The organism is Formosa sejongensis (assembly GCF_033447105.1).
GTDB lineage: Bacteria > Bacteroidota > Bacteroidia > Flavobacteriales > Flavobacteriaceae > Formosa.
In genome coordinates this window covers 23,369-46,468 of sequence record NZ_JAWQUN010000028.1, presented here as the reverse complement: position 1 = coordinate 46,468, position 23,100 = coordinate 23,369, and the positions used below count along the sequence as shown (strand labels likewise).

At 32.2% G+C, this 23,100-nt stretch carries 23 protein-coding genes and 1 tRNA gene; 15 read left to right on the top strand and 9 right to left on the bottom strand.

The features are described 5' to 3' along the window. Window positions 1-855 precede the first annotated feature (855 nt). A tRNA-Met gene (locus tag R6X41_RS17875) sits at window positions 856-929 on the bottom strand. Window positions 930-1,065: 136 nt separating this feature from the next. Here R6X41_RS17875 and R6X41_RS17870 point away from each other — a divergent pair. Further along, window positions 1,066-1,452, top strand: a complete 387-nt coding sequence (locus R6X41_RS17870; protein WP_318501721.1) for an START-like domain-containing protein — start codon at window positions 1,066-1,068, stop codon at window positions 1,450-1,452. A gap of 56 nt (window positions 1,453-1,508) precedes the next feature. Continuing rightward, window positions 1,509-2,351: an aminotransferase class IV gene (locus tag R6X41_RS17865; protein WP_318501720.1), complete on the top strand. Its 843-nt coding sequence runs from the start codon at window positions 1,509-1,511 to the stop codon at window positions 2,349-2,351. On the opposite strand, the gene R6X41_RS17860 is transcribed toward R6X41_RS17865, so the two are convergent. The 5 genes from R6X41_RS17860 to R6X41_RS17840 all read right to left on the bottom strand — a co-directional run bounded on the left by R6X41_RS17860 (window position 2,348) and on the right by R6X41_RS17840 (window position 6,925). After that, window positions 2,348-2,908: a YqgE/AlgH family protein gene (locus R6X41_RS17860; protein WP_318501719.1), complete on the bottom strand. Its 561-nt coding sequence runs from the start codon at window positions 2,906-2,908 to the stop codon at window positions 2,348-2,350. The genes R6X41_RS17865 and R6X41_RS17860 overlap by 4 nt on opposite strands. A 123-nt stretch (window positions 2,909-3,031) precedes the next feature. Further along, on the bottom strand, window positions 3,032-3,304 hold the full coding sequence (locus tag R6X41_RS17855) for an HU family DNA-binding protein (RefSeq protein WP_318501718.1): 273 nt from the start codon (window positions 3,302-3,304) through the stop codon (window positions 3,032-3,034). Between the two features lie 185 nt (window positions 3,305-3,489). After that, the gene (fmt, locus tag R6X41_RS17850) at window positions 3,490-4,437 is read right to left on the bottom strand and encodes a methionyl-tRNA formyltransferase (protein ID WP_318501717.1); all 948 of its coding nucleotides are present in this window, start codon (window positions 4,435-4,437) and stop codon (window positions 3,490-3,492) included. A gap of 41 nt (window positions 4,438-4,478) precedes the next feature. Further along, window positions 4,479-6,383, bottom strand: a complete 1,905-nt coding sequence (locus tag R6X41_RS17845; protein WP_318501716.1) for a RecQ family ATP-dependent DNA helicase — start codon at window positions 6,381-6,383, stop codon at window positions 4,479-4,481. Next, complete coding sequence (locus R6X41_RS17840) at window positions 6,383-6,925, bottom strand: AAA family ATPase (protein WP_318501715.1); 543 nt, start codon at window positions 6,923-6,925, stop codon at window positions 6,383-6,385. The genes R6X41_RS17845 and R6X41_RS17840 overlap by 1 nt, the downstream gene beginning before the upstream one ends. A 90-nt stretch (window positions 6,926-7,015) precedes the next feature. Between R6X41_RS17840 and R6X41_RS17835 the strand changes: the two genes are divergently transcribed. From R6X41_RS17835 to R6X41_RS17795, 9 genes are all read left to right on the top strand, one after another. Then, window positions 7,016-7,309 (top strand): DUF493 family protein, encoded by a 294-nt coding sequence (locus R6X41_RS17835; RefSeq protein WP_318501714.1) that lies wholly within the window; start codon window positions 7,016-7,018, stop codon window positions 7,307-7,309. A gap of 65 nt (window positions 7,310-7,374) precedes the next feature. Beyond that, window positions 7,375-8,040, top strand: coding sequence for a DUF4290 domain-containing protein (locus R6X41_RS17830; RefSeq protein ID WP_318501713.1), 666 nt, complete (start codon window positions 7,375-7,377; stop codon window positions 8,038-8,040). Between the two features lie 6 nt (window positions 8,041-8,046). Next, window positions 8,047-9,363, top strand: a complete 1,317-nt coding sequence (gene murA, locus R6X41_RS17825; protein WP_318501712.1) for a UDP-N-acetylglucosamine 1-carboxyvinyltransferase — start codon at window positions 8,047-8,049, stop codon at window positions 9,361-9,363. Window positions 9,364-9,768: 405 nt separating this feature from the next. Beyond that, the gene (locus tag R6X41_RS17820) at window positions 9,769-10,404 is read left to right on the top strand and encodes a peroxiredoxin-like family protein (protein WP_318501722.1); all 636 of its coding nucleotides are present in this window, start codon (window positions 9,769-9,771) and stop codon (window positions 10,402-10,404) included. Window positions 10,405-11,120: 716 nt separating this feature from the next. Then, entirely contained in the window at window positions 11,121-11,555 is a 435-nt protein-coding gene (locus R6X41_RS17815; protein ID WP_318501711.1) for an RrF2 family transcriptional regulator, read from the top strand. Window positions 11,556-11,629: 74 nt separating this feature from the next. After that, window positions 11,630-13,876, top strand: coding sequence for a nitric-oxide reductase large subunit (locus R6X41_RS17810; protein ID WP_318501710.1), 2,247 nt, complete (start codon window positions 11,630-11,632; stop codon window positions 13,874-13,876). An 11-nt stretch (window positions 13,877-13,887) separates the two neighbouring features. Then, window positions 13,888-14,610 (top strand): iron-sulfur cluster repair di-iron protein, encoded by a 723-nt coding sequence (ric, locus tag R6X41_RS17805; protein ID WP_318501709.1) that lies wholly within the window; start codon window positions 13,888-13,890, stop codon window positions 14,608-14,610. A 72-nt stretch (window positions 14,611-14,682) separates the two neighbouring features. Further along, complete coding sequence (locus R6X41_RS17800; RefSeq protein WP_318501708.1) at window positions 14,683-15,906, top strand: hypothetical protein; 1,224 nt, start codon at window positions 14,683-14,685, stop codon at window positions 15,904-15,906. Further along, window positions 15,875-16,339, top strand: a complete 465-nt coding sequence (locus R6X41_RS17795; RefSeq protein ID WP_318501707.1) for a hemerythrin domain-containing protein — start codon at window positions 15,875-15,877, stop codon at window positions 16,337-16,339. The genes R6X41_RS17800 and R6X41_RS17795 overlap by 32 nt, the downstream gene beginning before the upstream one ends. A 298-nt stretch (window positions 16,340-16,637) precedes the next feature. On the opposite strand, the gene R6X41_RS17790 is transcribed toward R6X41_RS17795, so the two are convergent. Genes R6X41_RS17790 through nirK form a run of 3 tightly spaced genes read right to left on the bottom strand, consistent with a single transcriptional unit; the run spans window position 16,638 to window position 19,530 of the window. Then, a complete protein-coding gene (locus R6X41_RS17790) occupies window positions 16,638-17,255 on the bottom strand; it encodes an SCO family protein (RefSeq protein ID WP_318501706.1) in 618 nt (205 codons plus the stop codon). 11 nt (window positions 17,256-17,266) lie between these two features. After that, entirely contained in the window at window positions 17,267-18,043 is a 777-nt protein-coding gene (locus R6X41_RS17785; protein WP_318501705.1) for a formylglycine-generating enzyme family protein, read from the bottom strand. Between the two features lie 14 nt (window positions 18,044-18,057). Then, a complete protein-coding gene (gene nirK / locus R6X41_RS17780) occupies window positions 18,058-19,530 on the bottom strand; it encodes a copper-containing nitrite reductase (RefSeq protein ID WP_318501704.1) in 1,473 nt (490 codons plus the stop codon). A gap of 483 nt (window positions 19,531-20,013) precedes the next feature. Between nirK and R6X41_RS17775 the strand changes: the two genes are divergently transcribed. Genes R6X41_RS17775 through dapB form a run of 4 tightly spaced genes read left to right on the top strand, consistent with a single transcriptional unit; the run spans window position 20,014 to window position 23,059 of the window. Beyond that, window positions 20,014-20,778: a ParA family protein gene (locus R6X41_RS17775; RefSeq protein WP_318501703.1), complete on the top strand. Its 765-nt coding sequence runs from the start codon at window positions 20,014-20,016 to the stop codon at window positions 20,776-20,778. A gap of 9 nt (window positions 20,779-20,787) precedes the next feature. Next, window positions 20,788-21,702, top strand: coding sequence for a ParB/RepB/Spo0J family partition protein (locus R6X41_RS17770; RefSeq protein WP_318501702.1), 915 nt, complete (start codon window positions 20,788-20,790; stop codon window positions 21,700-21,702). Further along, window positions 21,692-22,351 (top strand): DUF5683 domain-containing protein, encoded by a 660-nt coding sequence (locus tag R6X41_RS17765; RefSeq protein ID WP_318501701.1) that lies wholly within the window; start codon window positions 21,692-21,694, stop codon window positions 22,349-22,351. Before R6X41_RS17770 ends, R6X41_RS17765 begins: the two co-directional genes overlap by 11 nt. A 3-nt stretch (window positions 22,352-22,354) precedes the next feature. Then, window positions 22,355-23,059, top strand: a complete 705-nt coding sequence (dapB, locus tag R6X41_RS17760) for a 4-hydroxy-tetrahydrodipicolinate reductase (protein WP_318501700.1) — start codon at window positions 22,355-22,357, stop codon at window positions 23,057-23,059. Window positions 23,060-23,100 lie beyond the last annotated feature (41 nt).

The following is a 23,100-nucleotide window of genomic DNA, read 5'->3' as shown; positions in this document are numbered from 1 at the left end:
TGATTGACGAGAAACTCAGGAAGTATGAGTTTTAGTAATTCTAGGTAATTATCCAATTTGAGTTTTTTTTACAAAAATCGCGATCTTATTTCAATTCACACACACAACTTTTGTGCTTGATCCCTTGTTTATCATCCTGAAAAATTCCGTTCGTCAAAATCAGAAGGGAATTTGAGTATAATGAATAATAAAACAGGTTTCAAATTGGAGACCAAAGGAGAAATTAATGAATTTATCGATCTAATTCTTGATTCAGAATTTTCTATTATTTAGTATTTTCAAACAACTCAAAGCAGGAAATTTCATAGCCAAAACACCTTAAAACAAAACATGTAGATTATGCAAACTTGATTTTCAAAATTATAAACTCAACAAAGTTTAAAAACAATTTATCATAATAAGTGAAAATTTTTACAACCCTAAACAGGAATATCTTATTAGAAATATTATGGCACATGAAATAAACCAATTACTATTTCTATTTTTTAAAAAGAATGTCATAAAATATAGAATACAACAATAAATCTCTAAAGAACAATTCAATTATTATTGAATAACTATACATAAAAATTAAAAATGGACGTCAATTAATTCAGATTTAACTATTTTTTTTAAGGCCTTAAAATCGAAGATTTGACAAAAATTGAAGTAAATTCTTACTTTATTATTAAAAACGAAGGTTATTTAAAAGTATTTTCTTGACTTTAAAGAGGTGCTAAAAACCACTCTAAAACACTGTATACCTGCATATGTAGGTAATTGAAAAAAAACTAAAACAAAAGATCATTCTGTACCTATTCTGTACCCCTTCAAAAAAAAAGGCCTTCAGTTTCCTGAAAGCCCTTTGCCTACTAGTAGCGAGAACGAGATTTGAACTCGTGACCTCTGGGTTATGAATCCAACGCTCTAACCAACTGAGCTACCTCGCCATATTTTGAGGCTGCAAATATAACAACTTTTTTAGTCTATGCAAATCTTTTTTTACAAAATTTATTTTTTATTTATTTTATCTAGAAAGTATCTAATTAATGTATATATTGAGCCAATAATTTTTTGAATGAACACATGGAAGATAAAATAAAATTTGAACTTGAATTCCCAATACACGCATCCCCAACGTTACTTTACCAATATATTTCTACACCATCTGGATTATCTGAATGGTTTGCCGACAACGTAAATTCTAGAGGTGAACTTTATAAATTTATTTGGGATGGAGCTGAAGAACAAGCTAAATTATTAAGTAAAAAAAGTGGTGAACGTATCAAGTTCAAATGGTTACACGACGAAGATGCGCCGTATTATTTTGAACTGCGTATTCAAGTAGATGAAATTACTAAGGATGTTTCTCTTATTGTTATAGACTTTTCTGAAGAAGATGAAATTGAAGAAACTAAAATGCTTTGGGAAAATCAAATTTCAGATTTAAAGCATGTCTTAGGCTCTGCATAATCGATTTCTATATATTTTAAAGTATATTTGCCCGAAACTATTCGGGCTTTTTTTTTATGATTAATTTTAACGGTACTATTCAAGATAACAACACAGTTTTAAATGCTAACAATAGAGGTTTTGCATATGGTGATGCCCTATTTGAAACGATAAAAACATCTTACGGGAAAATACTTTTTTGGGAAGATCATTATTTCAGATTAATGGCTTCTATGCGCATTTTACGAATGGAAATTCCGATGCATTTTAATATGGAATTTCTTGAATCTAAAATTAAAAACACTTTAGAAGCTAATAGTTTAACCGATGCTTCTGCAAGAGTAAAGCTTACAGTGTTTAGAAATGAAGGGGGATTATATTTACCAGAAACAAACGATGTGACTTTTATAATTGATACCAAGCCTTTACAAGACGATTTCTACATCATTTCAGACCAAGTTTACGAAGTCGATTTATTTAAAGATTTTTACATCTCTCCTAGTTTATTATCTACATTAAAAACAAATAACAAGGTGCTTAACGTTGTTGGGAGCATCTACGCCAAGGAAAATAATTTAAATAATTGTTTGATACTTAATACCAATAAAAATGTAGTAGAAGCCTTAAATGGCAATGTTTTTGTAATTAAAGGAAATCTTATTAAAACAGCTCCTTTAAGCGATGGTTGTCTAAAAGGCATCATGCGTAAACAGCTTATTGAAATCATAAAAGCTATTCCAGAATACGAGCTTATAGAAGAATCAATTTCTGCATTTGAACTTCAAAAAGCAGACGAAATTTTTATAAGTAATACAATTGTTGGAATTCAGCCGGTTTCTAAATACCGCAAGAAGAATTTCACAAGCCATGTTTCAAAATCACTTATTCAAAAATTAAATGTAAAAATGAGGTTGAGTTAATTGTAACTCGGGTTTTCCGGTGCATTAGACCAAATACTATATTCGCCACCAAATTCTAGCATTTTCTCTTTCCAAAACGATTCATAATCTTTTTCAATGATATCTTTTTGGTAGACATTTTCTGTAACTACCCAAGAATTAACACTTAATTCTTCGTCTAATTGGTCGCTATCCCATCCCGAATACCCTAAAAAGAATCTTATATCTTTTTCTTTAATACGGTTATTCGCAATAAGTTCTGCAACAACATTAAAATCGCCTCCCCAGAAAATACCTAGGGAAATTTCAATACTATCAGGAATTAAATCTGGAACTTTATGAATAAAGTACAGATTATCCTGCTCTACTGGCCCACCATTGTAAACTTTAAAGTTTGCATCAATTTCTGGGATTAGGTCGTTAATTGTATAATCTAAAGGTTTATTTAAAATAAAACCTATAGAACCATCATCTGTATAATCTGCCAACAAAACTATAGACCGATTAAAAGATACATCACCTATAATTGATGGCTCTGCGATTAACAAATTACCTTTTTTTGGTTTTATTGTAATCATATTTCATAGGAATTTATAACTAAATCTAATATTATTTTTGTTAAAATCCAATATTTGATGAAAATATAATAAAAAAGCCTTCTATAAATAGAAGGCTTTAAATAATATGAATGGAGTAACTAATTAGTTTACAGCACCTGATAATTCAGATCCAGCTTTAAACTTTACAACCTTTTTTGCTGCAATTTGAATAGTTTTTCCTGTTTGTGGGTTTCTTCCTTCTCTAGCTGCTCTTTCAGAAACTGAAAAAGAACCAAATCCTACTAAAGATACTCTTTTACCTTCTTTTAATGCTCCACCTATTTCAGTAAGTGCACTTTCTAATGCTTTTTTTGCAGCTGCTTTAGATATTCCTGCATGTTCTGCCATTGCATCGATTAAATCTGTTTTGTTCATAATTTTAAATTTAATTATTAATAAATCGTCGGTTAAACTTTTAAATCAATACAAATTTATACGGATTAGCCAACCATGCAAGTAATGGCAAGGGAAATCCATGTATTTGTTAATAACTTTACATATTTGTTAATAACGAATATGTATTTCATCGAATTTTTGCTAAAACGAGCTATAATAAGGGTTTACAGCATTTTTGAACCCATTTTAAATTCATATCCGTTTAACAAGTCTTTTGCTTGCATATTTCGCTTTCCAGGAAGTTTCATATAATGAATATTTATAAAACCTTTTTCGACTGCAACTTTAATCTCTTTTTTTGTATTCTGAATAGAACCAATTTCGAAATTATGAGATTCAAGTTCCATTGTAGCTTCGTAAATTTTTATATCTAATGGCTCATCTCCATTTTGTAAAATACACCACCCTGCTGGATATGGACTTAAGCCTCGTATTTTATTATGAATATCTTGAATTGATGCCGTCCAATCTATCTTACAATTATCTCTGTTTAATTTATAGGCTGTTTTTAAATCGGCATTTTCTATTTGCGGCGTAGTTTTCACGTCTTCAGCCTCAATCTGCTTAACTGTTTTTAAAACAAGCTCGCTACCTAAAGCCATTAATTTATCATGTAACTGTCCCGCATTTTCATTCGCATCAATAGCAATTTCTTCCTGCTGAATCATTTCACCAGTATCGATTTCTTCATCAATAAAAAATGTAGACACTCCTGTTTTTGTATCTCCATTAATAATAGCCCAATTAATTGGAGCTGCTCCACGGTAGTTTGGCAATAATGAAGCGTGTAAATTAAAAGTTCCCAATTCTGGCATATTCCATACCACTTTAGGTAACATTCTAAAAGCGACAACAATATTTAAATTTGCATTTAAAGCTTTTAATTCGGTTAAAAATGCTTCATTTTTTAAATTGGTAGGTTGTAAAACGTTTAAATTTTGAGATACGGCATATTGTTTCACCGCACTTTCATTTAATTTTCGTCCACGACCTGCGGGTTTATCTGGAGCCGTAATAACTCCTACTATATTATATTGATTTTCGACTAAAGTCTTTAATGTGGAAACTGCAAAATCTGGAGTTCCCATGAATACAATATTTAATGTTTTCATTTTTTATTTATTTTGAAATCATATCAACTTAAAACACATGTTTAAGTATGGTATAATTTATAAGTATTTGTTTTTGTTAGTGCAATTATGTGATGCTCTAACAATAATTTCAAGACAGTTAAAACATCGGCTTCTGTGCAGTTTATTGCTGAAGCTAATGCTCTTGATGATAAATGGCCATGCTCTAAATGAGTAATCACTTGTTTTCTTATAGACGTAAAATCTGTCGGTTTAACAGCTTTCACAGCTCCTATACAAACAGAGCATATACCACAAGGTTTTAAATCTTTTTCGCCAAAATAAGTCAGTAACTGAATGTTTTTACAAACCGTATCGTTATTTACATACTCTAGTACACTTTGTACTTGCTTCTGTTTTAAATTATTTTGTTGTTCAATAATATTAGCAATTCTATTTATAGTTTTATCGTCTTCACGAGGTTCTATAAACGTCACTTGAGCATCTGTTTTAGTTTGCTGTAAGACGATAATTTCATCTTTTTCTAAAGTATTTAAAGCACGCATAAGCACATGTTCTTGAATAGATGCTTTTTCTGAAACTAAGGTTGCATTTATTTTTGTAGCATGTTCAAAAATACCGCCGTATGTTCTTAATAACGATTTTACAATGAGTTGTAATTCGGAGTGGGTATCTAGATAATGAAATAAAGAGGCATTGGAAATAACGAATTGAACTAAAGTTTTATTCTGAAATTGCTTAGTTAAAGTTATAATACTCGTTCTATCTAAAATTTGAAGTGCATTAAACGCCAAAACGCCATTAAATTTATATGCCTTACAAAACTCGTTAAAATTAAAATCGTGAGTGGTTAAAGCACCTTCTCCATAAGAAATCTGACAATAATTAGAGAGTTTTCTATACACTTGTTTTATAAAATCGATACTTGGTAAAACATCTAAAAACTGATTTTTCACCAATACATCGTCACTTTTATTTTTCAGAATTACGGCAAAAGCTTTTTCCCCATTTCTTCCGCCTCGCCCAGCCTCTTGGAAATAACTTTCTAGACTATCTGGTAAATTTAAATGAATAACGGTTTTAACATCAGGTTTATCGATTCCCATCCCAAAAGCATTCGTGGCCACCATAACCTGCATTTTGTTAGCCAACCAATCGTTTAAGCGTTCGTCTTTTTCATGATTACTTAATCCGCCATGAAAAGATGATGCTTTTATGCCTTTCGATTCTAAAAAATTTGCAATATCTAAAGTCAGTTTTCTGCTACGGACATATATAATAGACGATGATTTATATTTTTTCAGAATAGACTCAATACGGTAATATTTGTCATCTTCATGAAACATCATATAAGCCAAATTCGGTCTATAAAAAGATTGTTTAAAAATTTTAGGCTTAATAAAATCAAGTTCCGAAACAATATCATCTACAACTAAAGGTGTTGCAGAAGCCGTTAATGCCATACAATTTACTGTAGGATGCAATTCGCGAAGTATTGTAATATTTTTATAAGCGGGTCTAAAATCGTTTCCCCATTGCGAAATACAATGTGCTTCGTCTATGGCAATTATGTTGACATTCATTTGTCTAATCCGTTCTTGAACCAATTCTTGCTGAAGACGTTCTGGAGAAATATATAAGAATTTATACTTCCCGTAAATACAGTTATCCAACATGGTATCTAACTGACTATATGAAAGGCCGCTAGTAAGCGCCATCGCTTTTATACCTTTATCTTGTAATACCTGCACTTGATTTTTCATAAGTGCAACAAGTGGTGAAATGACGATGCAAATACCATCTTGTGCTAAAGCAGGAATTTGAAAACACATCGATTTTCCTCCTCCAGTTGGCATCAATACAAAAACATCTTCCCCATCAATCGCAGCTTGAATAGCTTCTTCTTGAAACGGACGAAATTCTGTAAAATTCCAATACTGCTCTAGTATTTTTAAAGGATGCTGCATTACAGCCCTCTTATTTCATTTAAAATATAATCGGCTCTATTTTCTACAGTATCAAAAGGGACATCAATTAAAGTGTAATTAAAACCTTCGTAAGTTTTTACTAAACATTCGTGAATTTCTATCGCTTGTTCAAAATTTTCGTAACGCACAGCATCGCTTTTATAAATTTCTTTCCAAGGTTTTAAAATAAAAATATGGTCGTATTCTAAAGATTTACATACATCTTTAAACGTATTTGGGTAAACATCTCCAATAAAATCCATGTATGCCAAAACGTCGGGCACACCACGATCTATAAAAACATAAGGTTTTACAATTGTGTTTGCTTCATGAAACTGAGATTCTCGTCCTTGCAAAAGGCGCTCGCTAAATAATAACGGCTGCGTTAAAAACATCTGTTCTTCCCCGTCTTCTCTAGCTTTTAAGGTTACCTGTCTGGATATTTCTTCTAAACATGAGTACCCTTTTTTTTGTAGTTCATGAATAATAGATGATTTTCCTGTTCCGGGACCTCCTGTTATGACAATTTTCTTCGTATTCAATTTGGCAAGGTTTTGGTTGTAAAATTCGTGATTTTAATCAGAAATAAAAAATGCTAATGAAATAGTATCTTAGCAAACTAAAAAATAATTATGAGTACACCACAAGATCAAACAGAATTTTACGATAAATTAAAAACACAATTATACGATACTGCAGTTTGGCCTGCAGAATATTTATACAAATTTATAGTAAAATCCGATCCAAAAAAAATAGCCGAAATTGAAGGGGCATTTAACAATTTAGGCGCTGTAATAAAAACACAGCCTTCAAAAAACGGAAAATACACAAGTATATCCATCAATGCTAAAATGAAGGATCCAGAAGCTGTTATCGAAAAATATAAAGAAGTTACAGAAAATGTGGAAGGCGTTATCAGTCTTTAATATTTTTTTGTATTTTGCGAGGGCATAATTACTTCGTGCACATTTTTAATACTACACAGAATATTTTGATAGATAACATAGAATATAACACCGAGCGTGAACATTTGATTATTCCAGAGTATGGAAGACATCTTCAAAAAATGGTTAATCATGCCAAAACTATAGAAGATAGAGACGACAGAAATAAAGAGGCACACGCCATTATTGCTGTTATGGGAAATTTACAACCGCATTTACGCGACGTTCCAGATTTTCAACATAAACTTTGGGATCAGCTTTTTATAATTGCTAGTTTTGAATTGGATGTAGATTCCCCTTATGGTATTCCTGATAAAGAGTTGTTAGAAAAAAGACCTGACAATTTACCTTATCCTCAAAATTTTCCAAAATATCGTTTTTACGGAAACAATATTAAGACCATGATCGATGTTGCAAATACATGGGAAGAAGGCGATCTTAAAGATGCACTTATCTACTCTATTGCAAATCACATGAAAAAATGCTTTTTAAATTGGAATAAAGATACTGTAGACGATAATGTGATTTTTAATCATTTATATGAATTGTCTGATGGTCAAATCAATTTAAAGAATGCAGACGAAGATCTTTCTGATTCTACAAGTTTATTACGGACTAAAAAGAAATACAGCACGACTACGAATACAAAGAAGACCTACAAGAAAAACACGAATACAAATACAAATTCTAACCGTAATAGAAAACGCTACTAAATAGCTATGGCAACATTTATTATTGAAGGACAACACCAATTACAAGGTAGCATCCAACCACAAGGCGCAAAAAACGAAGCTTTACAAATTTTATGTGCAGTACTTTTAACTGCTGAAGAAATTACCATTAACAACATCCCCGATATTGTTGATGTTAATAAACTTATAGATCTATTACGCAAACTAGGTGTAAAAGTGAACAAACTTGAAAAAGGATCATATACTTTTAAAGCAGACGAGGTTAATCTAAAATATTTAGAATCTGAAGCCTTTAAAGAGGATGGAAAAGGTCTTCGTGGCTCTATAATGATTGTTGGTCCACTATTAGCTCGCTTCGGAAAAGGATATATTCCTAAACCTGGTGGAGATAAAATTGGTCGTCGAAGATTAGATACGCATTTTGAAGGGTTTATAAATTTAGGAGCCGATTTTAGATATAATAAAGAAGATCACTTTTATGGTGTTGAAGCTAAAAAACTAAAAGGAACTTACATGCTTCTTGATGAAGCTTCGGTTACCGGAACAGCAAATATTGTAATGGCTGCTGTTTTAGCCGAAGGAAGAACTACAATCTATAATGCTGCTTGCGAACCTTATTTACAACAGCTGTGTAAGATGTTAAACCGTATGGGCGCAAAAATTAGCGGCATAGGTTCTAACATGTTAATTATAGATGGTGTTGATATTTTAGGAGGAACAGAACACCGCATGCTTCCAGATATGATTGAAATTGGAAGTTGGATTGGTTTAGCTGCAATGACAAAAAGTGAACTTACAATTAAAAATGTAAGTTGGGACGATCTTGGACAAATACCAAATGTATTTAGAAAACTAGGTATAACTGTAGAACGACAAGGCGACGATATTCATATTCCAGCACATACTGATGGTTATGAAATTCAGAGTTTTATTGACGGTTCTATACTTACAATTTCCGATGCACCGTGGCCTGGATTTACACCAGACTTGTTAAGTATTATTTTAGTTGTAGCAACACAAGCAAGAGGAAGCGTACTTATACATCAGAAAATGTTTGAAAGCCGATTATTCTTTGTCGATAAATTAATCGATATGGGAGCAAAAATTATCCTTTGCGATCCGCATCGTGCAACTGTTATCGGTCACGATTTTAAATCGAGTTTAAAAGCAACAACCATGACCTCGCCAGATATTCGAGCTGGTGTTTCTCTTTTAATCGCTGCATTATCTGCGAAAGGAACATCTACAATTCATAATATTGAACAAATAGATAGAGGTTACGAAAACATAGACGAACGTTTACGCGCTATTGGAGCAAAAATCACACGATTAGATTCAAATTAGCGAATAATATATCGATATCAAAAAGGAGGTTTAAAATTATATTTTAAACCTCCTTTTTTTTTTCAAAAAATTAAATATCTCTTTTTTTTATTTCTGAAAAATTCAAAAACTTTGAACAACTCATTTCTGAGCTAAATTGTTTAAGAAAGTTTACACGTTAACAAATGCTATTAATTTTTGAATTTAATTTAATCCAAATTGTTAAGTCTTTTTGTTCCTTACGACCTAAATAAAAACACCAATCAGAAATCAAACTTTTCTATATCAAATTTAGTACGACATCACGTTCTTTATTCGCTGTAGTCACAGTATTTGGTTGCAAGTAAAATCAACAAAAAATAATAGTTCAACGACCTAAAACCTCAACAGAAATAATTATGGAAAAAGAAAAAAAACCCCTCTTTAATAAGTGTATTAGACGCTAAAAAAGATGATTTTAACACCGAAGCTCCAGAAGACAAAAAGAAAGATTATGCTGAAGGCTTAAAAGCTGTTGAAGAAAGCGGCATAATTAAAAATGCAAAACATATTGGAGACAAAGCTCCTAATTTCACACTTAAAAATGCAGTTGGTAAAGACGTATCTTTAAACGAATATCTAAAAAAAGGACCTGTAGTATTAACATGGTATCGTGGTGGTTGGTGTCCTTATTGTAATTTAACGTTACACAGATTACAACAAGAATTAAGTAATTTTCAAGCTGAAGGTGCCAATTTGTTAGCCTTAACTCCTGAATTACCAGACAAATCTATGGATACAACTGAGAAAAACGAACTTAAATTTGAAGTTTTAAGTGATGTTGGAAATATTGTTGGACAAGATTATGGTATTATTTACAAACTTACAGAAGCTGTTGCAGATCGTTATCAAAAAGGATTCGATTTACATGGATCTAATGGAGATGAAAGTGATAAATTACCTTTAGCTGCAACTTACGTAATTAACCCAGATGGTAAAATTACATATGCTTTTTTAGATGTCGATTACCGTAAAAGAGCAGAACCTGCAGATATTATTACTGCATTGAAAGCTTTAAAATAAATTCAATACTTTATTAAAAAAGTAAAGAGGCTGCCCTCCCAAACAGCCTCTTCTTAATTAAGTAGTAAGAACTACTTCAACTAATAGCTATTCAAAGGTAAGGAGCTTAAATATTTATATTTTACTGAAACCCGTAATTTGGATAAAAATTTTAAAATAAAATAAAACACCTTTAAAAACGCGTCTAACTTAGTCGCGTTTTTATTTTTTCATACAACTGATTATCATATTATTAAAACTTAATTCTACTCTGTTTTCAAAATCAAGTTACCTATTAAAAAATTTTATTATTTATGTAAATAAATTTTATATTTTAATTTTTATTGGAAATATGGCTCAATATTAAATTCAGCAAATAGATATTAGCTTTAATTATAGGTACACAAAACTTAGTGAAATTATTTCTTCAGCATTATCTAAATACATCACTTTTTAAAAGGTATCGCAAGCTAAATCCAGAAGACTCTTCATTAAAGGAAAAAACACACTTCCACTTAATTTGTACCCTCCTTTAATTAAAATAGACATCAAAAAAGAAAACTGATGTAAATCATATCTGTATCTATCTTAATTATATATCTTTATAAATTACAACTTGATTAATTATCAGACTGACGACTAACAAATTAACCTTTTAAAATGATAGTTTAATTTAATTCGGATAAATTTGTCTTAATTAAAATTAATATATATATTTACACCTTAATTAATAATTTATGTTTTCAAAAGCATGTGAGTACGGTATTAGAGCTTCTATTTTTATTGCGTTAAGTTCCCTAGAAGAACGTCGCGTTAGTCCTAAAGAAATAGCTAAAGAAATAAATTCACCCGAAGCCTTTACCGCTAAAATTTTACAAGCCTTAGCAAAACATAATGTTGTTAATTCAATTAAAGGTGCACATGGTGGTTTTGAAATCAATAAAAAGGATATTAAAACTATAAAGTTATCTGATATTGTTGATGCTATTGATGGAGACAATATTTATAAAGGTTGCGGATTAGGTTTACATGAATGTGATGAGAATAGACCCTGCCCTATGCACGAAAAATTTAAGTCGGTAAGAGACGAATTAAGATATATGTTAGAATCTACAGATTTAGAATCTTTAGCTTTAGATATCAAATTAGGGGAAACCTTTTTAAAACGATAAAAAAAATTTGCAAATAAAAAAGACAATTTTGTCTGAATTAAAATCAATTAAACAACCTCTATATTATTATCATTATGAACAAAGAAAAAAAACTATGGATATTATTTGCCGCAGTTGTTATCTGCTCCTTTAGCGTACTGGGTTACTATGGCTTTGAAATTTATCAACAATCTCCTCCTATACCTAATACAGTGGTTTCCGATACCGGAGAAACCATTTTTACTGAGGCAGATATTCAAGACGGACAAAATATTTGGCAAAGTATTGGCGGACAAGAATTAGGTTCTATTTGGGGACACGGAGCTTATGTAGCACCAGATTGGACCGCAGATTGGTTACACAGAGAAGCCGTTTATATTCTAAATATTTATGCTGAAAAGGACTTTGGAAAACCTTATGATGACATATCCGACGAGCAACAAGCTGCTTTAAAAATAAGATTACAAAACGATGTTAGAAAAAACACCTTTAATGCTGCAACAAATACAATTACCATTAGTCAAAATCGTGTAGAAGCGATTCGTTATTTAAGTAATTATTATAAAGGATTATTTACAAACGACCCATCTTTTGACAAATTAAGAGCAGATTACGCCATTCCGAAAAACACAGTTAAGGATGATGCGAAAATGCAAAAAATGAATGCCTTTTTCTTTTGGGCAACATGGGCAACGGTTACAGAACGTCCCGACAGTAACGTATCTTACACACACAACTGGCCTGCAGACGATCTTGTTGGAAACGTACCAACAATGGATTTAATGGTTTGGTCTGGTGTTAGTATTATTCTACTTATTCTATGTATTGGTGTTCTTGTGTTCTATCATGTAAAATCTGGTGTAGACGAAGATATGCCTGTTCCTGCTGAAGATCCATTACTTAAACAAGGGATGACACCAAGTATGCACCTTATTAAAAAATACTTTTGGGTTGTGACTTTATTAATGGTTCTACAAATGTTATTAGGAATAGTTACCGCACACTATGGTGTTGAAGGTGACGGATTCTACGGCTTTGCATTAGACCAAATATTACCATATTCTGTAACACGAACTTGGCATACCCAATTGGCTATTTTCTGGATCGCCACAGCATGGTTAGCAACGGGTTTATACATTGCTCCAGCAGTTTCAGGTAAAGATCCTAAGTTCCAAAAATTTGGTGTAAACTTCTTATTCTTTGCCCTTTTAATTATTGTATTGGGATCTATGATTGGACAATGGTTTGGTGTGATGCAAAAATTAAACTATTTAGAAAATTTCTGGTTCGGCCATCAAGGTTACGAATATGTAGACTTAGGTCGTTTCTGGCAAATATTCCTTTTTATTGGACTTGTATTATGGTTAGCATTAATGGTAAGACCGTTACTTCCTGTACTAAAACGTAAAACTGAAGAGAAGAATCTTATTATCATGTTCTTAATTTCTTGTACAGCTATTGCTCTGTTTTATGCTTCTGGATTAATGTGGGGACAACATACAAATCTTGCCATTGCAGAATATTGGAGATGGTGGGTTGTACACTTATGGGTTGAAGGATTCTTTGAAGTTTTTGCCACTGTAGTAATAGCATTCCTATTTGTTAGACTGGGATTATTAAAAACAAAAACAGCAACTTTAAATGTTTTAATAGCAACTATTGTGTTTATGTCTGGTGGTATTTTAGGAACATTTCACCACTTATATTTCTCTGGAACACCAAAAGCAATTATGGCATTAGGAGCAACGTTTAGTGCACTTGAAGTTGTACCATTAACGTTAATCGGATACGAAGCTTATCATAATTATAAACTATCTAAAGCCACCAAATGGATTGAAGATTACAAATGGCCAATATACTTTATGATTGCCGTTGCATTCTGGAATTTCTTAGGTGCTGGAATTTTTGGTTTCATTATTAATCCGCCAATTGCATTATACTATATTCAAGGATTAAACACTACGGCTTTACATGCACACACTGCATTATTCGGAGTATATGGTATGTTAGGAATCGGATTGATGCTGTTTGTATTGCGAAGCTTATACAGAAATGTACAGTGGAACAACAAACTTTTAAAAACCGCATTTTGGTCGTTAAACTTTGGCCTTTTAGGAATGGCACTATTAAGCTTACTTCCAATGGGAATCTGGCAAGCTATTGAAAGTATTGAACACGGTATGTGGTATGCCCGTTCTTCGGAATTAATGCAAGACCCCACAATGATTACATTAAAATGGATGAGAACCATAGGAGACGTCATCTTCGCTGTAGGAATTGTTTCTATATGCTGGTTTGTATTCGACTTAACACTAAAAAATAAAATAACAAAAAACAATTAATACATAATATTATGGACACTATAACACAAAAACACGTAGGAACATTTGTTGCTGAAGATTTTAGAACTGCCGCAGTTTTTACTAAATATGGAATCGATTTTTGCTGCAGAGGAAACAGATCGTTAGAAGAAGTTTGCGAGAAAAACGGCATTTTAACGAGTGAATTAGTAGACAGTTTAGAGCATGTTATCAATTCTAAAACAGATCAATCTATAGATTATAAATCTTGGCCATTAGATTTGTTAATTGATTATATCGAGAAAAAACATCATCGATATGTGGAAGAAAAATCACCTATCATCAAACAATTTTTAGATAAGTTATGCAACGTTCATGGAGAGAGACATCCAGAATTATTCGAGGTAAATGAATTATTCACAGCATCTGCCGGCGAATTAGCGCAACATTTAAAGAAAGAAGAAATTATTTTATTCCCTTTCGTTAAACGTTTATTAAAAGCAAAATCGACTAACACCCCAATTGAAGCTCCAGGATTTGGCACTGTTAAAAACCCGATTGCCATGATGATGCAAGAACATGATAATGAAGGTGTACGTTTTAGACAAATAGCAGCCATTACAGATGGATACACACCACCTGCCGATGGGTGTAATACGTACAAGGTAACTTATGCAATGCTAAAAGAATTTGAACAAGATTTACATCTGCATATTCATTTAGAAAACAACATACTGTTCCCTGCTGCCGAAAAATTGGAAAGTGAGTTTTGTTAAAAATCCGATTAAATAATTTAAATTCCGGAACACTAATTTTATAATGTTTCGGAATTTCTATTTTATGTAAAAATGATTTCAAAAAAACTGATTCTTGTTTGTCTTTTTAATTTCCTTGTTGCCGCATTAATGGGGCTTACTATGCGTTTTGCTTTTGTATCGCCCATAGATTTTAACTACCGAAATTTAATGCATGCACATTCGCATGTCGCCATGTTGGGTTGGGTATATTTAATGCTATATGTTTTTATAGTGAATTACTTTGTTTCTGAGAAACAAAAAGTTTTCAATCGCTTATTTTGGCTTACTGAATTTGCTGTGGTTGGTATGATGATTAGTTTTCCTATACAAGGTTATGCCGCATTTTCTATATCATTTTCTACCCTTCATATTTTTTGCAGTTATTACTTTGTATATCTTGTTTTTAAACATCAAAATATAGACTCTAAACCAACTAGAATACTTTTGAAAACCGCACTAATCTTCATGCTAATTTCGACTATTGGTGTTTGGTGTCTAGGACCAGCCGTTGGCCTTTTAGGACAGGCATCTGCATTTTATCAAATCGCAATTCAGTTCTTTTTACACTTTCAGTTTAATGGCTGGTTTTTAATTGGACTCTTGGGGTTGTTTTTTCATTTTTTCAATTTAAAAGACAATTCATTATTTAAGCATTTTCATCTTACATTGGTATTATCTACAGTGTGTACTTTAGCCTTACCTGTAAGTTGGTTCGCTCCTACTCCAATTTTAAATTGGATAAATGGATTTGGTATTCTATGCCAGATTGCGTGTTTCATTATGTTTATTAAAATGTCTAAATCTGCTATTAAAACACATCTCAATTCCGTTACCAAAGACGCTAAATATCTATATATTTTTGCACTGATTTCTTTTACTATAAAAATTATATTCCAAAGTGCATCACTTTTTCCGTACATAGCCCTAATCGCTAAACAAAATCATAATTTCGTGATTGGATTTATTCATTTAACGATGCTAGGTGTTGTAACTGGATTCCTATTTGCGTATATCATTCAATCGAAAACAACCTATACGGCATCCCTTTTCAAATATGGAGTCTATAGCTTTATTTTAGGATTTTTAGGCACCGAATTTATGCTTTTCTTTCAAGGGATACGCTTTGTGTTTGGCATTGGTTTAATTCCTAATTATTACCTTTTATTATTTATATTGAGTTCCTTTTTAGTCTTAGGCATAACTCTTATCTTTATTAGCATATTACAATCAAAAACAAACTATTATGACAGAAAAGAAACCATTAAAACGACATAAATCTTTACAACCTCTTAGCAGAGATCATCATCATGGATTATTATTGTCCTGGAAAATTAGAACAGGATTTAAGAAAAATGTTGAGGCTAACCGTATTAAAACCTATACAGATTGGTTTTATACGGCTCATTTAATCCCTCATTTTGAAATGGAAGAAGCTCATATCTTTTCGCTTTTAGCGGAAGACAACCTCTTAAGAATACAGGCTATTGATGAACACAAGCAAATAAAAGATTTGATAGAAAATACCGACAATTTAGATGAAAATTTGAATCAAATCGCCGATGTTTTAGAAAAGCACATACGTTTTGAAGAGCGTGTTTTATTTCCTGAAATTCAGAACATAGCAACTCCTGAAGAAATGGCGCATATTGAAACTATTCATTACGAACCAAACATTCCTGATAAAATTGATGACGAATTTTGGAAGTAGTTTGAATTTTCAGTATTAAAAGTCATGATTTCCTATAGTTCTAATTTACACTAAGCATAGCACATTTATCACTTACAATCTTTTGATGATAACAATAATGAGATGCTGAAATAAATTCAGCATGACTCACTTTTTAGCTTACCGTCTCCCTGAATTTAGTTCAGGGTCTCACATAAAGCTCTAACGTATTTTGACAAATAAAACACAAAAAGCACCAACAAAACATATATAGTTTCAAATTGGTGCTTAAACACTAAACGTAAGTTTTAAATAGAGTTACTATTCGAGATTTTAGACGTTACATTTCATTCACTGCTTTCTCAATATTCTCAATGGTTTCGTCTGAGTTTACACCCAAACCTTCTTGTTGAAACACCAATTCCCCAGCTTCATTAAACACACTAATTATGTTTGAATGTGAGAAATCCATTGGCGTAATTTCTTTATATTTCACCGCTAAAACTGCAGCAAATTCTCTTGTATTTTCTTCGGAAGATCGTAAGAATACCCATGGTTCTTCGTCCATAAAATTTTCTTTTGCAAACCCTTTTAAACGTGCTGGTGTATCTGTTTCAGGATCGATACTTACAAAAATCATTTTTACTTTTCCTTTAGTATTTTCAGGTAAACGCTTTTCAATATTACGCATATCGGCAACCAACCTTGGACAAGCCGCTTTACAAGTAGTATAAATCATTACCATGACTAAAACATCTCCTTTTAAATCTTTTAACTGAATATCTTCACCATTCTGATTCGTCCAAGTTGAAGGCAAATTGTAAATAGACATGTCTGAGATTTCATCAGATTTTTCCATTTGCTGAGTTTTATTTTCTGTTTCAGTAGTATTAGTACCTTTTTTACAAGACACAAATCCTAATAAAATAAGAGTAAAGACTAAAATTGCTTTTTTCATAATCATATATTTTAAGGTAGAGGCACATCTTTAACGCATCTGAAACCTAAATTTTTAATACTATAACGTGCAGAGATACTTCCTCTAAAAGCATAGCGCATAAATGCAGCATAATTCATTAAATCGGTTGCACCAATGGCAGCACTTCCGCAAAATAAATTGGAATCTTTATCGACATCTTTTCTAGATTCTCCAGTAATTAAAATGGAATTAAAATCTGAAGTCCATTCCCAAACCAATCCGTGTAAATCTTTAACACCCCAATAATTTTCAGAATTTCGACCAACTTCATAGGTGTTTGTTCGTGGAGCTTCATACCAAGATAATATCTTTTGATTATAAGTTTCCTTTACACGAGCATCGGCAAGTTCTTCGTCAGACATGGCAACATATTCCCATTCATCAACCGTAGGCAATCGTTTCCCTTGACATTTGCAATAATTACTTGCGGCGAACCAAGACACATAAGTAATGGGACTTTTAGGCTTTTCGGTATCGTTTAACATGGTATCATTTTTCCAATTTCTTAAATATGTACCATCAATAAATAGTTTTTTAGCTTTAGATTTTTGCCATTCTGGATACTCCTTTACAAAAGCAACATACTGCTCATTTGTAACCGGTAACTTATCCATTAAAAAATCACTAACTTTTACAAGTGTAGAATCACGACCATAAAGGGGAATGTAACTTCCCCCTTTAATCGTAACCATATCTTCAGTTGTTTGCGCAAAAAGTATTTGCGTAAGCAATGCCATACAAAACACTAAATATGTTTTTTGTAGCATAGTTTTAGTTTTAATTATTTCTGATTTCTTACTTTAAGAACCATTTCAGGAGTCACCACTTTTTTAGAGTTTCCCCAGCTATTATACACGTAGGTTAATACGTTTGCAATTTCGCTAGGCGATAAAGTCTGTCTTGTCATTACACTATTATATTGCTCTCCATTTACTGTTATTTCTCCTGTTAAACCATGTAAAACAACACCAATAGCACGATCTACATCTGCATTTAAATAATCTGAATTTGCTAAAGGAGGAAATGCGCTTGGTATACCTTGACCTTCTGCTTGGTGACATGCAAAACATGTTTGCATATATGTCTGTTTACCAAATTCTAGTTGTTCGTCTAGAGACTGTGCAGGAATATCGCTTTCTGCAATTTCACCAGTATCTGGCATAGTTTGGATTCCTCCACCTTCAGGCAAGTAAATGTCATCTCTTAATTCTCCAGAGTAAATGGTTTTATTTTCTTCTCCTTCAACTTTAAGCATACCTAAAGCCCCTTTATTAAAAGCTCTAAAAATAGAATGATCCACCATAATGAATGTTCCAGGAACATCAACTTTAAATTCAACTATAGCTGCACCACCCGATGGAATTAATGTAGTTTGCACATTTTCGTTAATAAGATCTCCACCTTCAACATGAACACGATCGAAAATTTCTCCAATTACGTGAAAAGATGACACCAAGTTTGGACCGCCATTTCCTACAAACAATCTAACCGTTTCTCCAACATTTGCAGTAATTGCATTATCTCCTGTTAAGGCACCAACTTTACCATTAAACACAACATAGTCGGCTTTTTCATCAATTGCTTTTTGCATATCGAAAGGTTGTAAACCACGATCGCCATGAGCGCCTTTGGTATAAAAATCTCCTTGCATCATATAATATTCCTTATCTACTGGAGGTAAACCACCTTCCGGTTCCACTAAAATAAGTCCGTACATTCCATTTGCAATATGCATTCCTACAGGTGCTGTTGCACAGTGGTAAACAAATAATCCTGGATTTAAAACTTTAAATGAAAATACTTTTTCATGTCCTGGTGCTACAAAAGATGATTCTGCTCCTCCACCCGGACCATTTACAGCATGTAAATCGATGTTGTGTGGTAATTTATTATCTGGATGATTCTTTAAATGAAATTCTATTTCATCTCCAACTCGCGTTCTAATAAAACTTCCTGGCACCGAACCTCCAAAAGTCCAATACACATACTTAACGCCATTAGTCATTTCACCTTCTTGCTCAAGAATTTCCATATCCACTATAAGCTTTTTCGCTTTTCGAGAACCAATGGGCGTAGGCACAAATGGCGGGGCGGTTAACTCGGCTATCATTTCTTGACTTACTGTAATATCTTCTGCGTTTTTTTGTTCAGATTTACTTTTATCAGCACAAGATGCTAGAGCGACACAAGCTAATGCAATCAATGAGTGCCTCAAATTGAAGACTTTTCTTAGAGCATTTTGTTTTATTTTCATATCCTTGGTTTTAACAAATTAGTTTTAAACTCATAAAAGACCTTTTTATCTTTTATATAGATCAAATTTAAAGTTAGTTTTTATAATAAAAAATGATAATTATCAGTTTCTGACACCATAATAAATTTTATGTTATTTTTAAAGGTAAACCATTATATATAAGCAAAATAAGAAAACTCACCTATTCCTAATTTATTTAAAAAAGCGATAGGTTTTATAGGTGATTATACCATATGAATAAAAAATAAAATTCACTTAATTTGAAGTTATTAGGATTAAGGATTTTCTAGCATTTAGTTCATAATATTTATACATCCAATTCACTTTATATTCTAATAGCCTTTTAGGATTTCTTTCGTACTGGAAATCAACAGTAAAGCAAACCAAAGCCAAAAAGAAACTAGGCTTAACATTTGTTAACAAGTTACATTTTTAAAAGTCATAAATAGTTGTATTTTTACACCTTATAAAACTAAATCATTAATGGGCAAGATCATTGCAATTGCAAATCAAAAAGGAGGAGTAGGAAAAACAACGACTTCTATTAATTTAGCTGCCTCTTTAGGGGTGCTTGAAAAAAAAGTATTGCTAATTGATGCTGACCCTCAAGCCAATGCTTCTTCCGGATTAGGTATAGATATTGAAACGGTAGAAATTGGAACTTATCAATTATTAGAACATACAAATACAGCAAAAGAAGCAATTCTTAAAACAGAGACACCAAATTTAGATATTATAGCGTCTCACATCGATTTAGTTGCAATTGAAATTGAACTTGTAGACAAAGACAATAGAGAATATATGTTGAAGCTTGCTTTGGCAGAAGTTAAAGACGATTACGATTATATAATTATAGATTGTGCACCATCTTTAGGTCTTTTAACACTTAATGCCTTAACAGCGGCCGATGCCGTAATTATTCCTATTCAGTGTGAATATTTTGCACTTGAAGGTTTAGGGAAACTATTAAACACTGTTAAAAGCGTTCAAAAAATACACAACCCAGATTTAGATATTGAAGGCCTTTTATTAACCATGTACGATTCGCGATTAAGACTTTCAAACCAAGTGGTAGAAGAAGTTCAAAAACATTTTAACGATATGGTTTTTAAAACAATTATACAGAGAAACGTACGTTTAAGTGAAGCGCCAAGTTTTGGTGAAAGCATTATAAATTTTGATGCTAGTAGTAAAGGTGCAATAAACTATTTAAGTTTAGCTAAAGAAGTAATAAATAAAAATTCTTAGAAAAGAACTATGGCGAAGGCATTAAAGAAACAAGCATTAGGAAGAGGATTATCTGCATTATTACGAGACCCAGCAAACGATATTAATTCGGTTCAAGATAAAAATGCGGATAAAGTTATAGGTAATATTGTTGAGTTAGAATTAAGTACTATTGAAATGAATCCGTTTCAGCCCCGTACAAATTTTAACGAGGAATCACTTCGCGAATTAGCATCTTCTATTAAAGAATTAGGTGTAATTCAGCCTATTACTGTTAGAAAATTAAATTTCAACACCTATCAATTAGTCTCTGGAGAACGTCGTTTTAGAGCTTCTGAAACTTTAGGATTAAAAACAATTCCAGCTTATATTCGAATTGCAAACGATCAGGAATCTTTAGAAATGGCCTTGGTTGAAAATATTCAACGTCAAGATTTAGATCCTATAGAAATCGCCTTATCATACCAACGTTTAATTGATGAAATTAACCTGACACAAGAGCAAATGAGCGATCGTGTTGGTAAAAAACGTTCTACAATTGCAAATTATTTACGCCTTTTAAAATTAGATCCGATTATTCAAACAGGAATGCGTGACGGATTTATTTCTATGGGTCACGGACGCGCAATTATTAATATTGAAGACCAGAACATACAGTTAGACATTTACACACGTATTTTAAAACATAAATTATCGGTTAGAGATACTGAAACTTTGGTTCGTAATTATAACGAAACTAATGAATTGGAAGATCCTAAATCTACTACTAAACCAGAAGTAGAAACGCCTGTATTTGTTAAGAAAAGTATTCAAGATTTTTCCGAATACTTCGGACAAAAAATTGATATTAAAGTTGCAAAAAATGGCAAAGGAAAAATCACTATTCCCTTTCAATCTGAAGAAGATTTTAATCGCATAAAAAAACTTGTACAGAGTGCAAAGTAAATTTTTTATAACTACTCTTTTCTCATTTTTTTTCTGTTTAAATAGCCTTGCGCAGGAAGACAGTAAAGAACCCGCTGCAGACAACATAAAAACTGGAGACACCTTAGTGGTGGACACTAGTAAAGTTGTTTCTAAAAAAGAAATGCGGAGAAAATTAAAGGATTCTTTAGCGATTACAAATCCCGAAATAGAATCCCGCTTCATAGATCCTTTGGCACCTGCTCGTGCTGCATTTTATTCTGCAATCCTTCCTGGTTTAGGTCAGGCTTACAATAGAAAATATTGGAAAATTCCTATCGTATATGCCGCATTAGGTACAGGAATTTATTTTTATGTCGATAATAATAAGGCTTACAATAGCTATCGAGATGCATATAAAAGTAGATTGGCCGGTTTTACTGACGATCAATATTACGGCCGCATATCCGACGATGGTTTAATAAACGCACAAGAGCAATTACGCCAAAATATGGAAATGTCTCTGCTTATCACATTTGGTTTATATGTATTAAACATTGTTGATGCCAACGTAGACGCGCATTTATTACAATTTAATATAGATGATAATTTATCGCTAGCACCACATTTTAATTACAACCAGATTGAAAGCACCACAAATCTCGGACTTTCCCTTAACTTTAAATTTTAAAACATGAAAATCGCATTACTAGGATACGGTAAAATGGGTAAAACCATAGAACAAATTGCCCTTAAACGTGGCCATGAAATAGTAATTAGAGCAAGTATCGAAGCGCCTGAATACGATATTACAAAAGCAGATATTGCTATCGATTTTAGTATGCCCAATGCTGCTGTAGGAAATATTTCAAATTGTTTTAATAATGGTGTTCCTGTCATTTCTGGAACTACAGGTTGGTTACAAGATTACGATAAAGTAACTGCTTTATGTGCAGAGAAAAAAGGCGGATTTATTTACGCTTCAAACTTTAGCTTAGGTGTAAATATCTTTTTTGAATTGAATAAAACACTAGCAAAAATGATGAGTAACCTAGACCAGTATAATATTTCTATGGAAGAAACTCATCATATACAAAAACTAGATGAACCTAGCGGAACAGCAATTTCTTTAGCAAACGATATTATTACGGAGCATAAAAGCTACGAAAAATGGGCGTTAAATACTCCAGAAACAAATACAATTCCTATCGTTGCAAAACGTATCCCAGAAGTTCCTGGAACACACGTTGTAACTTACGAAAGTAATGTAGATTCAATTACTATAGAGCACAAAGCACATAATAGAGAAGGTTTTGCCTTAGGTGCTGTTGTTGCTGCAGAGTGGTTATTAGGAAAAACAGGCGTGTATAGCATGAAAGATGTGTTAAATATTGGTTAATAGCTTAAAATTCTGTTACATTCCAACCTTTATTTATACAA